Below are 13,345 nucleotides of genomic sequence, written 5' to 3'. Positions count from 1 at the left end.
TTACGGCTTGAGCATGCGGCGATAGAGCCAGTTCCATGCCGACGGAATCGGGATAGCTCTATCTTTCAGTCTGAGCATGCTCTTTTCCGAAAACCGGATTCCACTTTCGGAATTATGCTCCAGGTCAGCCGGCGCCGCCGCCAAGCCAAGTGGCGAACTGGTCGATTGTCTGGTCGGCAATTGCCTGCATGGTCGCCGGCGCGACCGCCGTCCAGCCTTCGCCGCCGCCAACAGAGGGCGCCTTCTGCTGGCCGTTGATGCGATGCAGCCGGTTGCCGGCCGGGTCATAGATGTCCCAGACATAGATGACGGTAGTGTCCTTGCCTTCCGTCATGGTCGAGAAATAGCCCTTGAGCACATGCGTTGGGGTCTGGTCGGTGCTGCCGGCCAAGGTGATGCCGCGCTGCCTGGCGCGTGTCTGAAGCTCGGCGGTCAGCGGTGTCGCGGCTTCTACCGAGGCGCCGACGATCGGCGCCACCTGCAGCCGGGTCCGCGCAATGGCAGCCGCGCTTTTGGCGAGCGGCACGGCTGCTGCAGCGGAAGGCTGCGCTGTATCTGCAGTTTGCGCGGTGCCGGCAGGCTGAGCCGGAGTTGCGGGGGGCGTTGCGGCACCTCCGGCTCCGGAGAGCGATTGCGTCGATTGTGGGGCAATGGCCGAGGGTTCGAGAACGTCCTTCGCATTGGTGCAGGCCGCCAGTGCCAGCGCCACGAGCAATGACACGGTCGTCACATGCGATCGTCTCATTAGCCTGAAAACTCCTTGGCGACGAACGCCCCTCACACTCTTTCCATTATGGATTCACTGCACGATCAAGTCGAGATCATGGCGGGACAGCGGCTTCGGCTGGGATTCGGTGGTCAGATAGGTGCGGCCAAGCGTCATCGCGGTTTCGGTTTCGGAGTCCATGATGATCATATGGGCGAACAGCGTCATGTTCGGCGCAATCGGTTCGGGATTATCCTGATAGAACATCGGCATATCCATCCAGGACGGGGTGAAGCGGGCGCCGAGCGAATAGCCGCAGGCATTGAGCCGGTGCTTGGTCAAATTGTGGGCTTCGAGGGTGCGGGCATGGGCGTCGAACACGTCGCCGAACGTATTACCGGGCGTCATCGCCTTCTCGACTGCAAGTAGCGCGGCGCGGGCGGCATCGAACAATTCCTGGTGGCGTTTCGATACCTTGCCGGTCAACACCGTGCGCATCATTGCCGCATGGTAGTGGTGGAAGACACCGGCCCATTCGAGCGTCAGCTGGTCGTTCTTGGTGAGCTTGCGGCGACCGGCCTTGTAGCGGCAAAGCAGGGCGTCGACTCCGGAGCCGATGATGAACTCGTTGGCCGGATAATCGCCGCCGCCGGCAAAGATCGCACCTTGCATGGCGGCGAGGATCAGCGCCTCATCGCCGCCCTGCTTGATCAGCGGCAGTGCTGCGTCCAGCGCGTCGTCGGCCAGATTTGCGGCTTTTTCCGCCTTGGCGATTTCTGCCGGGCTCTTGAACAGCCGTAGCCGGCTGACAATGCCGGAGGCATCCGCGATCTGCCCGAAGGTCTGCAACTGCTCGTCGAGGCGCCGGCCATTATAGGCGGTCAGGCCGTGGGTGTCGTATTCGACGCCGATCCGGGCGCCGAGCAGGTCAAGCTCGTTGAGCAGATTGCGCAGATCTACCGCCGGATTGGCGCCGTTGCGGTCCGTCCACAAAACGATGTTGTCGATGATCGAGGTGTGGCGCGCCTGGCGCAAGTCGGCCGAACGCGTCAGCAGCACCATCGAGCCGTCGGCCTTGACCACCAGGCACTGGAAAAAGCAGAAGCCGAAGGTGTCGTAGCCGGTTAGCCAATACATGCTTTCCTGGGCAAACAGCAGGACGGCGTCGAGCTTCTTTTCGGCGATCTCGATCATCAGTCGATCGCGCCGCGCGTCGAATTCCGAGCGTTCGAAATGCAGCGCCATCAGTCAGCCTCCAAAACGATTGCCGAAACCTGCCGCCCGTAGTCGGGCTCGTTGCGATGCGTGCTGCGCCGATAGGAGTAGAAAAGCTCTTCCTCGGCATAGGTGCAGCGGCCAAGTCCCTCGGCGTTGACGCCAGCCTTGGTCAGCCGGTCGACCGTGTAGCGGTTGAGATCGAACATCGCGTGTCCGGCATTTGCGGAGGGCGCGAAATAGCGAGCATTGCCGGCATCGGCGTCGACGAAACGGGCGACGAATTCCGGTCCGACTTCGTAATTCCGCGGGCCGATCGAAGGACCGAGCACTGCGACGATGCGGTCGCGCCGGGCGCCGAGGCTTTCCATTGCCGCGATGGTGTTTTCCAGCACTCCGGTGAAAGCGCCTTTCCAGCCGGCATGGGCGGCGCCGATAATGCGCGCCTCGGCGTCGGCGAAGAGGACCGGTCCGCAGTCGGCGGTCGAGGCACCGACGGCAATGCCCGGCCGGTCGGTGACAATGGCGTCGGCCTTGGGCCGCTCGCCGGCAAAAGGCTCCCTGGCAATGACGACGTCCGGCGAATGAACCTGGTGAGCGGTCAGCAGATGGTTTGCAGGCACGCCCATCCATTCGGCGACCCGGCGGCGATTCTCGCGCACCAGCGTCTGGTCGTCGTTCGAGCCGGTGCCGATGTTGAGGCCCCGGTAGATGCCGCTGGAAATGCCGCCGACTCGCGTGAAGTAGCCGTGGCGGATGCCTTGCGCCGTTTCCAGCAAGGGCGACCGAACGGGATCCGGTTTGGTCTGATTCAGCATGGCGGCTTTGTTGTCCGTATGGGCGATTTCGTCAAGCGAGTTGAAGGGGCGCAGTTGAAGACTGGTCAGTTGAAGGCTGGTCAGTTGAAGGCTGGCGCAGTTGATGTCGGGCGCTAGTCGGAGACGGGAGAGTGAGAGAGGCGGCAGCGAAAAGTCAATCCGTGCTTGGAAACGGCGGAACGGCAATGCCGGCGGGGAGGACGGCAAGCACCTTGAAGAGTTCGCCCATGGCCAGCGGGCCGGCGAGGCGCTCGACGTCGGCCGCGATCTTTTCGCGAGCTGCCTCATCGGCATTGGCGCCGAGCCGGCCAGCTCGTTCGAGAAGCCCCATCTTGAGCAGGAATTCACCTTGCGTTGAGAGGTGGGCATCGAGGCTGTGTGCCCGAACGGTTGCCGCGAGGGCAGCGAAATCGACATGGGCTGTGAGATCGGCCTGCCCCGGATTGGCCAGCACGTCCTCATGACCGTGATTGCGCAAGGCCTGCAAGGTGTCGCCGATCCCGGGCTGGAGGTGACCGTAGTCGAGAAACAGGCCGGCGCCGCCAAATCCGGCAAGTCGCCCGGCGATGGCCGCCATCAGGGCGGCGCGGGCTGGCGCCACCTCGACGATGGCACCTTGCGGCGCATTCTCGGCACCCTCCGGCAGCAGCATCGGGTCAAGCGAGCCGGCGCCGACGAAAAAGCGCAGCCGGTTCGCATCGTCGAGACCGATCATCCGCTCGCGCCAGCCGGCTCCGGCGCGGACGAACTGGCGGATGGGCACCGCGTCAAACAGCTCGTTACCAACAATCAGAAGCGGCGCCTGCGGTAGTGTGTCGACGGCCTCATGCCAGACGATGGTGGCCGACGTCCCGGCAAGCGTTCGTTTCTGGACCTCGGTCAACCGCGGACTGGTCTCGATCAAGGCGAACGATGCGCTGGCGGTAAGCGTCGGATCGAGCCGCGAAAGCGTGCGCAGCATATCTCTCATCAGCGTGCCGCGGCCGGGGCCTATTTCGGCGATGGCGACCGGCGTCGGCCGGTCGATCGCCAGCCACGCCTGGTAGAGCCAGATGGCGACCAGTTCGCCAAACATCTGGCTGATCTCCGGCGCGGTGACGAAGTCGCCGGCGGCGCCGAACGGCTCGCGTGTCGTATAATAGCCGTCCTGCGGATCGAACAGGCAGAGCGCCATGTATTCGCTGATAGGGATCGGTCCCACGGCACCGATCAGCTCGGCGATGCGGGTCTTCAGCCGCGTCATGCCGGCTGCGGTTTTGTCACCGGCTTGGCTGTAGCCATCGCCCAGATGCCGGCCAGCACCATCGGCAGTGACAGCACCATTCCCATGGTCAGCCAGCTCGTGCCAAGGAGGTAGCCAAGCTGCTGGTCGGGCTCGCGAAAGAATTCGACGAAGATGCGCGAGGCGCCATAGCCGGCGATGAACGCGCCGCCGACGAAGCGCGGCGCCTTCAGCTTGAGCCGCGAATGGGTGAGGAAGCGCAGGACAAGGAACAACACCAGCCCTTCGAGGAGCGCCTCGTAGATCTGGCTCGGATGGCGTGCAAATGGGCCGCCATTGGGGAATTCGAATGCCCATGGAACGTCGGTCGGCCGGCCCCATAGTTCGGAATTGATGAAGTTTGCCAGGCGAACGAGGCCAAGCCCCACCGGCACGCCGGCGGCAACCACGTCGAACAGCGACCATGTGCGGATGCCACGAGACCGGGAAAACAGCGTCATGGCGAGAATGACGCCGATCAGGCCGCCATGAAACGACATCCCGCCCTGCCAGACGGCGACGATATCGAGCGGATTGGCAATGTAGCGCGGCAGGTCGTAGAACAGCACGTAGCCGGTGCGTCCGCCGAGCACCACACCGATGGCTGCCCAGACGATGAAGTCATCGAGGTCGACGGGCTTCATCGGCAGGGTGCCGTCGGGCCACAGTTTTGGGTTGGTGACGAGGCGCTTGGCATACCACCAGGCGAACAGAATGCCGACGATGTAGCCGACGCCGTACCAATGCACCGCCAGCGGTCCGATCCGGACGATGACCGGGTCGATGTTGGGAAAGGGCAGGGCGGCCAGCGGCAGCAAATATTCGCTCAACAGGGTCTCCGGGTTCCCAATCAGGTTCGGGCGCGGACCATGCGGCAGGCTTTTGGCGGGGTCAAGGCAAGCATATGCTTGCATTCCGAATCGTGCGCCACTACGTCAATTCGACCAAGCGAGGATTTGCCATGGCGACCGGACCGAACCGCATTCTCGATGAATTCGCCAAGCTGATGACCGATGCAGCCGGTGCCGCGCAAGGCGTGCGGCGCGAGGTGGAGACCGCCTTCAGGGGCCAGGCCGAGCGCATACTCAACTCCATGGACGTGGTGCAGCGCGAGGAATTCGAGGCCGCTCGCGACATGGCGGCGAAGGCCAGGGAAGAAAACACCCGCCTCGCCGCTCGCATCGAGGCGCTCGAGGCCAGGCTTGCCGAATTGACCGGTCAAGCAGCGCCTGCGGCTGCGTCAAAGCCGCGTGTAAAAAAATAACAAGAAATAAATTGTTAAACTTTTCCACAAAGCCGGATCGCAAAAAGCGCTTTGTCGTGAATCGCTTACCGGTACTGCGTGAATCTTTGTGACAGCGCCTTTCCACATGCGAATGACGCAGTGCGAAAAATTTGGCTGGTCACGCGACTCCCGATCAATAGACTGAATTTGTTGCATGATTCGGAGCAGGGTCATGCGCCGGGCGGTGGGGTCCGGTCCGGGGTCTTTGCGTTGACGAAGTCCTGGCCGTCCGAGTTCTAGGCAGAATTGTTCGAGTGTGCCTCTCCCGCGGAGCGTGTGGTGGCGCTCCCAGAACGACAGGAAGCATTTCATGGAACTTCTCGAACTCGAATTCTCCCGCGAAATCCATCCGGTGGATGTTATCGAGCAGGTGGCGCACAACAACGATTGGTCCTTCGAGCGGGCCGGCGACGACGAGATCTCGATCTCGGTTGCCGGAAGCTGGACCGACTACCACGTTTCATTCTCCTGGATGGAGGACTACGAGGCGCTGCACCTGGCCTGCGCCTTCGACATCAAGGTCGCGGAGGCGCGCGCGCTCGAGGTGATGCGGCTGCTTTCGCTGATCAACGAGCAGATGCTATTTGGCCATTTCGACCTCTGGGAGCAGGAAGGCGCCATCATGTTCCGCCAGTCGCTGCTGCTGGCCGGTGGGGTCGAGCCGTCGAGCCAGCAGGTCGAGGTGCTGCTGTCGTCGGCGCTGGAAGCCTGCGAATGCTATTTCCAGGCGTTCCAGTTCGTCGTCTGGTCGGGAACTTCGGCCAAGGATGCGTTGGCCGGCGTGCTGTTCGAAACCTACGGAAACGCCTGACCGTCGATGGTTTCGAGCAACGCGCGAAAACCCGAGATCAGCTTTGCCGATTTCGACCGCGTCGACATCCGCGCCGGCACGATCGTCGAGGCCGAGCCTTTTCCCGAGGCGCGCAAGCCGGCGATCAAATTGAAAATCAACTTCGGTCCCGTGATCGGGGTGAAGAAATCCTCGGCCCAGATCACGAAATATTATACGCCCGAAACCCTAATCGGCCGGCAGGTGTTCGCTGTGGTCAATTTCCCGCCGCGTCAGATCGGGCCATTCATGTCGGAAGTGCTGACGCTCGGCTTTCCTGACGAGGAGGGCGCCGTCGTCCTTGGCGCGATCGAGCGCAAGGTGCCGGACGGCGGCAGGTTGTTCTAGCTGCGCTGTTGTTCACGCAGCCAGTTTACGCGTGGTACCCAGCGCCTCTTCGACCGTTTCCATGAACATTTCCGCGCAGGCCTTCCAGCTGTAGCGCATCGCGCGTTGCCGCGCCTCGGCGCGGTCGACGTGAAGGGCGGCGAGCGCTGCTTGCCGCAGGTCGTCCGACACCGCGCCGCCGATGCCGTCACCCACAATATCGATCGGTCCGGTGACTGGATAGGCTGCGACCGGCGTGCCGCTGGCCAGCGCCTCGATGATGACGTTGCCGAACGTGTCGGTGCGGCTGGGGAAGACGAAGGCATCGGCCGAAGCGTAGATCTCAGCCAGTTCGTCGTTCGGACGATGGCCAAGGAAATGGGCATCGGGATATCTGGCCTTCAGCTTCGCCAATTCCGGCCCTTCGCCTACGATCACCTTGCTGCCCGGCAGGTCGAGGTCGAGGAAGGCCGGCAGGTTCTTTTCGATCGCCACGCGGCCGACGCAGAGGAAGATCGGTCCGGGAAATCCCAGGTCCTTTCGTTTGTCCGGCCGAAAATGATCGGTGTCGACGCCGCGCGTCCACGGCCGGAGCTTGGTGAAGCCGCGCGCCGCAAGATCGTCGGCAAGCGACTGGGTGGCAACCAGCGTGCCCTGTCCTGAATTGTGGAAATCACGCAGCCAGCGATAGGCCCATGCTTCAGGTACCGGCAGGCGCGCGCTCAGATATTCCGGAAAACGTGTGTGATAGCTGGTCGTGAACGGGCGGCCGGCGTTGCGGCAGTAGCGCCGGGCCATAATGCCGAGCGGTCCTTCGGTGACGATATGGATGTGATCCACCTTGCGTGCCTCGATCAGCTGCGCCACGCGGTGCGGTGTCGTCAGCGCCAGCCTGATATCGGGATAGGTCGGCAGAGGCAGGGTGCGAAAGATATTCGGCGTCAGGAAGTCCGTCTCGATATCGAAGGATTTCAGGGTCTCCGAGAGGCGCTCCAGCGTGTGGACGACGCCGTTGACTTGCGGGCGCCAGGCGTCGGTGACCATCAGGATGCGCATGGCGGTCCCTTGGCGGCAACCTTGATTGGCTTGCCGCGATGCCTGAACGGCGACCACGCCGCCACTCTGGCCTCGCACCGGCGCACCCGGACAGGCGCGGGGTCGAAATGAGGCCGCAGGGCCGAATCAATCAGGATCGCGCGCTTCATTGGCGCTCTTCACCATGGTTTCATGACGGGCCGATGAAGGCCGGGTGTCGCTGCCGTCAAGCGGGGACCTTGATCACCGCCCGAAGGCCGCCGAGCGGGCTGCGTTCGAGGACGATGTCGCCGCCATGGCTGCGGGCAATGTCACGTGCGATGGAGAGGCCAAGGCCGGTGCCGCTGGCGTCGAGGTTGCGGGCCTCGTCCAGCCGCACGAACGGCTTGAATACATCCTCTCGCTTTTCGGGCGGAATTCCCGGGCCGTCATCGTCGATGGTGACGAGCAGCGAACCGCGCCCATGATTGGCATTGATCTCCACCGTCTTGGCATAGCGGAATGCATTGCCGACGACGTTGGACAGCAGCCGGGCAAAGGCATTGGGGCGCACGTGCACATGCGGATCGCCGACAAGCACGGTCGACAGCTTGCGCTTGCGCAGCGCGGCTTCCTCGCGAAGCTTGTCGAAGAAGGCTTCGAGATCGAACTGACCGGCGTCTTCCGAAGCTTCGCCGCGTGCAAAGGCAAGGTAGCCTTCCAGCATCGACTGCATGTCGTCGATGTCCTGGTCGAGTGCCTGGGTATCGGCCGCCTTGGTCCCGGCAAGCGCCAATTGCAGTTTGAAGCGGGTGAGGATGGTCCTCAGATCGTGGCTGACGCCGCTCAGCATGGCGGTACGCTGCTCGAGCTGGCGTTCGATGCGTTCGCGCATCTGTATGAAGGCAAAGCCGGCACGGCGGACTTCCTCGGCTCCGCGCGGGCGAAAATCGCGCGGCATCGGCCGGCCCTTGCCGAAGCTCTCGGCCGCCTCGGCCAGCGTCAGAATCGGCCGGATCTGGTTGCGCAGGAAGGGAATGGCGATCATCAGCAGCACCAGCGAGGTGCCGACCATCCAGATCAGGAAAATATGGGTGTTCGATGCATAGGCCTGGCTGCGGCGCACGAAGACGCGCAGCACCTTGTTCTCGAGCTGGACGCGGACCTCGACGATATTGGAATTGCCGACCGTATCGATCCAGAACGGACGGTTGATCTGGCGGGTGATCTCGGACGAAAGGATCTCGTCGAGGATCGAGAAGAACGGCTTTGGCCCGGGAGGCGGCAGCGGGTCGGGCGGCAGGAGGTCGACTTTCAGCTGCATGCGATCCTGGGCGATGCGGATGACGTTGGCGTAGTCGGCGTCGTGCGGATAGGTCTCTATCAGGTCGATGATGGCGGCGATGTCGCGCACCGTGGCCTGCGACAGGCGCTGCGTCACGGTCTGCCAGTGGCGCTCCATGAAGACAAAGGCGACGACCGACTGCAGCATGATCATCGGCGCGATGACGATGATCAGCGAACGGGCATAGAGCCGCTTCGGCATGTAAAGCGACACCAGGCGCCAGAAACGGTTCCAGGCGCGCGGCACGGCCTTGAGCGCCCGCGTCGCGCGAGCGCTCAAGCCGCCATCTCCCGGCCGTTCGAGTTGCGTGGTCGCCATTCGTCTTTTCGCTCACCGGCGGCCCGGCAAAGGACCGCTTTCGGCGACATTCTATTCCACGCTGAGCCGATACCCAATACCGCGCACTGTCTGCAGCCAGACCGGATTGGACGGATCGCGTTCGATCTTGCGGCGGAGCCGATTGATCTGGACGTCGATCGTGCGCTCGCCGACCTCGGATTCATCGCCGACAAGCTCATGCCGCGGTATCGTTTCGCCGGCACGCGCAGCGAAGATCGCCAGGATTTCCTGCTCGCGGTCGGTCAGCTTGAGCGCCTCGCCGCCGCGCTTCAGCTCACGCCTGGCGATCTGGAACGTATAGGGGCCAAAGACCAGCTGTTCGACCTTAGGCGTTGTCGCGGGGCCGCCGCGGCGCAGGATATTGTTGATACGCAGGATCAGCTCGCGCGGGTCGAACGGTTTAGGCAGATAGTCGTCGGCGCCGGCCTCGAGCCCGGTGATCCGGCTGTCGGTTTCGGACAGTGCGGTGAGCATCAGGATCGGCACGTTTTTCTCCGCCCGCAGCGCCTTGGTGAGGTCGACGCCAGTTTCACCCGGCATCATGACGTCGAGCACGATCAGATCGAAGTCGAGGCCGGCGAGCTTGCGCCGCGCCTCGCCGGAATTTCCGGCGACGGTGACGCGAAAGCCGTTTTCGGTCAGATACTGTTTCAGAAGATTGCGGATACGGGTGTCGTCGTCGACCACCAGCAGATGCGGCGCGTCGTCTTCCGGTGCTGCCGGATGATCAACCCTCTCAATGGTCTCCATGGTTTTTCCCTGACATCTTTGCGGGCACAATGTCGATCTGCGCCCTTAGTTCCGGATTGACCATCGCTTCAAGGAACCGTTCGATAACGGCGCGTTCGGTGGCTCCGGAATCTTCCAATGCAGCATGGATGCGGCGCGACTGTGGCCGCGCCAGCGCCAGCGCCAGGGCACGGCCCTTGGCCGTCGGGTAGAGTTCGCGCTGGCGGCGGTCGCGGGGGCCCTGCAATTGCACGATATGGTCGGTGTCGATCAGTTGCTTGAGCACGCGCGCCAGGCTCTGCTTGGTGATCTTGAGCACGTCGAGGAGCTCGGCGACCGTCAGCCCGGGCCGGCGATTGACGAAATGCAGAACCCGGTGATGGGCACGGCCAAAACCGTATTCGGCCAGGATCTGGTCCGGATCGGAGGTAAAGTCGCGATAGGCGAAGAAAAACAACTCGATGATGGCGAAATCGATGCCGTCCTCGTCGGTGATCGCCGTCCTGATCGGTTCTGCGGCTGCGTGGCTCGTCATCTTTTCTCCGTGTGAAGCAGGAAATTATGTCAGCACTATTGACGTATTTTCCGCGCGATGGTAATTTTTGGCAAGCTTTTCGGCGGATTGCGAACGAAAAGGCAAGCGAAGCCGTTTTTTCCGGAACTTCCTGAGTTTGCCAGACCTTAAATATCCGCCTACGCTTTGAGACAATGGCCGCCCACAGCGGCCGAAACGAAACACGCAACGACACAATGATGTGCGGGCTGCCGCCCGCGGGAGGTTACCATGGCATCCGTTCCCTTCGACCAACTGGACGGCTTTATCTGGATGAACGGCGAATTCGTCAAATGGGCCGACGCCAAGATCCACGTCTTGACCCACGGGCTGCACTACGCCAGCGCGGTATTCGAGGGCGAGCGCGCTTATGGGGGCGAAATTTTCAAGCTGACCGACCACACCGAACGCCTGCATGAATCGGCGCGCCTGCTTGGCTTCAAGATACCCTACTCGGTCGCCGAGATCGACGACGCCTGCCGCACGCTGTTGAAGAAGCAAGGTTTCCAGGACGCCTATGTCCGGCCGATCGCGTGGCGCGGCAGCGAACAGATGGGCGTTTCCGCACAGAACAGTCGGATCAACTGCGCCATCGCCATCTGGCAGTGGCCAAGCTATTTCGACCCGGCGCAGAAGCTCAAGGGGATCCGCCTCGACATGGCCGAATGGCGCCGCCCCGACCCGCGCACCGCACCGTCGAAATCGAAGGCGGCCGGCCTCTACATGATCTGCACCATGTCCAAGCATGCCGCCGAGGCCAAGGGCTATGCCGACGCCATGATGCTCGACTGGCGTGGCCAGGTGGCGGAAGCGACAGGCGCCAACATCTTCTTCGTCAAGGACGGCAAGATCCATACGCCCAAGCCTGATTGCTTCCTCGACGGCATCACCCGCCGCACGGTTATCGGCCTTGCCAAGGACCGCGGTTTGGAGGTGATCGAGCGCGCCATCATGCCGGATGAGCTTGAAGGCTTCCAGCAGTGCTTCCTCACCGGGACGGCAGCCGAGGTGACGCCTGTTTCGGAGATCGGTCCATACCGATTCGAGGTCGGCGAAATCGCCAAGACGCTGATGAATGACTATTCTGCGGCCGTTCAGCCCAAGCACGCAATCGCTGCAGAATAACGAAAGTCACAGCTTTTTTAACTAGTAAGGGCGGTTTTCGGGCCGCCCCTTTTATTTAAGCGCTTCTGCATTTGACTTTCACACAATTCGGCGTCTCATGATGGGGTCGGCCCGGGAGGCTGGCAGCTATGGAGGGACTGGAAATATGGATATGAACACGCTTCTTCCGATCATTATTCAGGTGATTACGGGTATCATCGGTGGTCAGGCGGTTGGCGCGGCTATCAAGACTGCGGCGATGGGGCAGCTTACCAAAATCCTGGGCGGCGCTGTCGGCGGCGTCGGCGGTGCGGCCATCCTCAACAGTCTGCTGGGTGGCTCGGTCGATCCGGCAGCCGCCGCCACGGCGGCAGGGGCCGGCAGCGCGTTGAACATTTCAAATATCGTTGGCGGTGCCGGCGGCGGCGCCATCCTGACCGGCATCATCGGTGCGGTCATGAACGCGATGAAGAAATAAGCTTTGACGTTTCAGGTTTTCAAATGGGCGGCTTCGGCCGCCCATTTCGTTTGCCGTTTGTGGGAGCGGTGGACGCCGTTCGCGTGTGTCTCTACATCAGGGCCTGGTTCAAGGTTGGAGCTCTCCTGACGCGTTCGAGGGGACGCGCAGCGCTCCGACAGCGTGAAAGGACGAATATGGGTCAGCTCAACGCCGGCATCGTGCCGGTCACGCCGTTCCAGCAGAACTGCACCATCCTCTTCGACATGGACGACAGGCAAGGCGTTGTCGTCGATCCGGGCGGCGACATCGACAAGGTGCTGGCGGCGCTCGAGGACAATGCGATCACTGCCGGCGCGATCTGGATTACGCACGGCCATATCGACCATGCCGGCGGGGCCATGGAACTGAAGGAGGCGCTCGGTATCGAGATCATCGGTCCGCATGCCGCCGACCGGCCGCTGCTCGCCAATCTCGAGAACCAGGCAAAGCGCTACGGCATCACCGATCCCGTGCGCAACTGTGTCCCCGACCGGTTCCTTGCCGAAGGCGAGACCGTTTCGTTCGGCTCGCACGTGTTCGAGGTGCTCCATTGTCCGGGCCATGCACCCGGCCACGTCGTCTACTATAGCCGGGCTGCGAAGTTCGCCCATGTCGGCGACGTGCTGTTCCGCGGTTCGGTCGGCCGCACCGATCTGCCGGGCGGCAACCACGCCGCGCTGATCGCCTCGATCAAGGAGAAGCTTTTGCCGTTGGGCGACGACATCGGCTTTATCTGCGGCCATGGTCCCGGCGGCCGTTTTGGTGAGGAGCGGCGGAGCAATCCTTTTCTGGTCTGAAAGCGCTTGCCGGAAACAAAAAGCGCGGCCTGTGCGACCGCGCTTTTTTCCGACGGGAAACTGCCTCCGCTAATTGGCGGTGCAGAAATGCTGTTCGCCGTCATAGCCGGTGAACGTGCCGGTACGGGCGTTGAAGCTCCGGTAGCGGTCCGAGCAGTATTCGTACCAGCCGCGGGTCCACGGCTCCGCATAGCTTTCGGCATAGGCCACGCGCGGCTGCACGTAATAACGGCGCACCGGGGCAGGCCTGTAGTATTCATCATCATAGGCCGGGTCGTAATAGCGGGGCTGCGGGCTGGCGAGCGCACCGCCGATCAGGGCACCGGCCGCAAGGCCGAGCACGCCGGCCGCAACGGCGTCGCCGTGGCCGTGGTGGCGGCGGTGATGGCGCCATTCGTCGGCATTGGCCGCGGGCAAGGTCGCAAGCGTGGTCGCAACGACCGCGGCGGACAGGATGGCAGTCTTGAAAATTCGGTTCATGTCGGTCTCCTTCGTGCCGGCCCGGGTCGTTTTCGGGGGATGCG

At 62.7% G+C, this 13,345-nt stretch carries 16 protein-coding genes; 6 read left to right on the top strand and 10 right to left on the bottom strand.

The genetic code is table 11. From position 1 onward, the window contains the following. Positions 1 to 124 precede the first annotated feature (124 nt). The 5 genes from NKJ55_RS14525 to lgt all read right to left on the bottom strand — a co-directional run bounded on the left by NKJ55_RS14525 (position 125) and on the right by lgt (position 4,830). A complete protein-coding gene (locus NKJ55_RS14525; RefSeq protein WP_352450502.1) occupies positions 125 to 745 on the bottom strand; it encodes a hypothetical protein in 621 nt (206 codons plus the stop codon). A gap of 54 nt (positions 746 to 799) precedes the next feature. Beyond that, the gene (locus NKJ55_RS14520) at positions 800 to 1,951 is read right to left on the bottom strand and encodes a M24 family metallopeptidase (protein WP_352450501.1); all 1,152 of its coding nucleotides are present in this window, start codon (positions 1,949 to 1,951) and stop codon (positions 800 to 802) included. After that, positions 1,951 to 2,739 carry a peptidoglycan editing factor PgeF gene (gene pgeF, locus NKJ55_RS14515; protein ID WP_352450500.1) on the bottom strand — a complete coding sequence of 263 codons (789 nt, stop codon included), beginning with the start codon at positions 2,737 to 2,739 and terminating at the stop codon, positions 1,951 to 1,953. Before pgeF ends, NKJ55_RS14520 begins: the two co-directional genes overlap by 1 nt. A gap of 154 nt (positions 2,740 to 2,893) precedes the next feature. Beyond that, positions 2,894 to 3,982: a class I SAM-dependent methyltransferase gene (locus NKJ55_RS14510; protein ID WP_352450499.1), complete on the bottom strand. Its 1,089-nt coding sequence runs from the start codon at positions 3,980 to 3,982 to the stop codon at positions 2,894 to 2,896. After that, positions 3,979 to 4,830, bottom strand: a complete 852-nt coding sequence (gene lgt, locus NKJ55_RS14505) for a prolipoprotein diacylglyceryl transferase (RefSeq protein ID WP_352450498.1) — start codon at positions 4,828 to 4,830, stop codon at positions 3,979 to 3,981. Before lgt ends, NKJ55_RS14510 begins: the two co-directional genes overlap by 4 nt. A gap of 131 nt (positions 4,831 to 4,961) precedes the next feature. On the opposite strand from lgt, the gene NKJ55_RS14500 reads away from it, so the two are divergent. The 3 genes from NKJ55_RS14500 (at position 4,962) to NKJ55_RS14490 (ending at position 6,462) form a co-directional block, all read left to right on the top strand. After that, positions 4,962 to 5,264: an accessory factor UbiK family protein gene (locus tag NKJ55_RS14500; protein ID WP_352450558.1), complete on the top strand. Its 303-nt coding sequence runs from the start codon at positions 4,962 to 4,964 to the stop codon at positions 5,262 to 5,264. A gap of 331 nt (positions 5,265 to 5,595) precedes the next feature. Next, positions 5,596 to 6,096 carry a type III secretion system chaperone family protein gene (locus NKJ55_RS14495; RefSeq protein WP_352450497.1) on the top strand — a complete coding sequence of 167 codons (501 nt, stop codon included), beginning with the start codon at positions 5,596 to 5,598 and terminating at the stop codon, positions 6,094 to 6,096. 6 nt (positions 6,097 to 6,102) lie between these two features. Next, the gene (locus NKJ55_RS14490; protein ID WP_352450496.1) at positions 6,103 to 6,462 is read left to right on the top strand and encodes a tRNA-binding protein; all 360 of its coding nucleotides are present in this window, start codon (positions 6,103 to 6,105) and stop codon (positions 6,460 to 6,462) included. Positions 6,463 to 6,474: 12 nt separating this feature from the next. Here NKJ55_RS14490 and NKJ55_RS14485 read toward each other — a convergent pair whose 3' ends face one another. The 4 genes from NKJ55_RS14485 to NKJ55_RS14470 all read right to left on the bottom strand — a co-directional run bounded on the left by NKJ55_RS14485 (position 6,475) and on the right by NKJ55_RS14470 (position 10,403). Continuing rightward, positions 6,475 to 7,497, bottom strand: coding sequence for a glycosyltransferase family 4 protein (locus tag NKJ55_RS14485; RefSeq protein WP_352450495.1), 1,023 nt, complete (start codon positions 7,495 to 7,497; stop codon positions 6,475 to 6,477). A gap of 205 nt (positions 7,498 to 7,702) precedes the next feature. Then, on the bottom strand, positions 7,703 to 9,118 hold the full coding sequence (locus NKJ55_RS14480) for an ATP-binding protein (protein ID WP_023678416.1): 1,416 nt from the start codon (positions 9,116 to 9,118) through the stop codon (positions 7,703 to 7,705). Between the two features lie 51 nt (positions 9,119 to 9,169). Beyond that, a complete protein-coding gene (locus NKJ55_RS14475) occupies positions 9,170 to 9,889 on the bottom strand; it encodes a response regulator (RefSeq protein ID WP_352450494.1) in 720 nt (239 codons plus the stop codon). After that, the gene (locus tag NKJ55_RS14470; RefSeq protein WP_023678414.1) at positions 9,876 to 10,403 is read right to left on the bottom strand and encodes a MarR family winged helix-turn-helix transcriptional regulator; all 528 of its coding nucleotides are present in this window, start codon (positions 10,401 to 10,403) and stop codon (positions 9,876 to 9,878) included. Before NKJ55_RS14470 ends, NKJ55_RS14475 begins: the two co-directional genes overlap by 14 nt. A gap of 249 nt (positions 10,404 to 10,652) precedes the next feature. On the opposite strand from NKJ55_RS14470, the gene NKJ55_RS14465 reads away from it, so the two are divergent. The 3 genes from NKJ55_RS14465 to NKJ55_RS14455 all read left to right on the top strand — a co-directional run bounded on the left by NKJ55_RS14465 (position 10,653) and on the right by NKJ55_RS14455 (position 12,821). Continuing rightward, positions 10,653 to 11,546, top strand: coding sequence for a branched-chain amino acid aminotransferase (locus NKJ55_RS14465; protein ID WP_352450493.1), 894 nt, complete (start codon positions 10,653 to 10,655; stop codon positions 11,544 to 11,546). Positions 11,547 to 11,691: 145 nt separating this feature from the next. Beyond that, entirely contained in the window at positions 11,692 to 12,003 is a 312-nt protein-coding gene (locus NKJ55_RS14460) for a hypothetical protein (RefSeq protein WP_352450492.1), read from the top strand. Positions 12,004 to 12,179: 176 nt separating this feature from the next. Next, the gene (locus NKJ55_RS14455) at positions 12,180 to 12,821 is read left to right on the top strand and encodes an MBL fold metallo-hydrolase (protein ID WP_352450491.1); all 642 of its coding nucleotides are present in this window, start codon (positions 12,180 to 12,182) and stop codon (positions 12,819 to 12,821) included. Between the two features lie 69 nt (positions 12,822 to 12,890). On the opposite strand, the gene NKJ55_RS14450 is transcribed toward NKJ55_RS14455, so the two are convergent. After that, the gene (locus NKJ55_RS14450) at positions 12,891 to 13,301 is read right to left on the bottom strand and encodes a BA14K family protein (RefSeq protein WP_023678410.1); all 411 of its coding nucleotides are present in this window, start codon (positions 13,299 to 13,301) and stop codon (positions 12,891 to 12,893) included. Between the last annotated feature and the right edge of the window lie 44 nt (positions 13,302 to 13,345).

Origin of the sequence: Mesorhizobium sp. M0106, from assembly GCF_040322715.1 — a bacterium.
Classification (GTDB): domain Bacteria; phylum Pseudomonadota; class Alphaproteobacteria; order Rhizobiales; family Rhizobiaceae; genus Mesorhizobium.
Note: the sequence above shows the minus strand (reverse complement) of the source record. Positions and strands in the feature narration are given on the sequence as shown.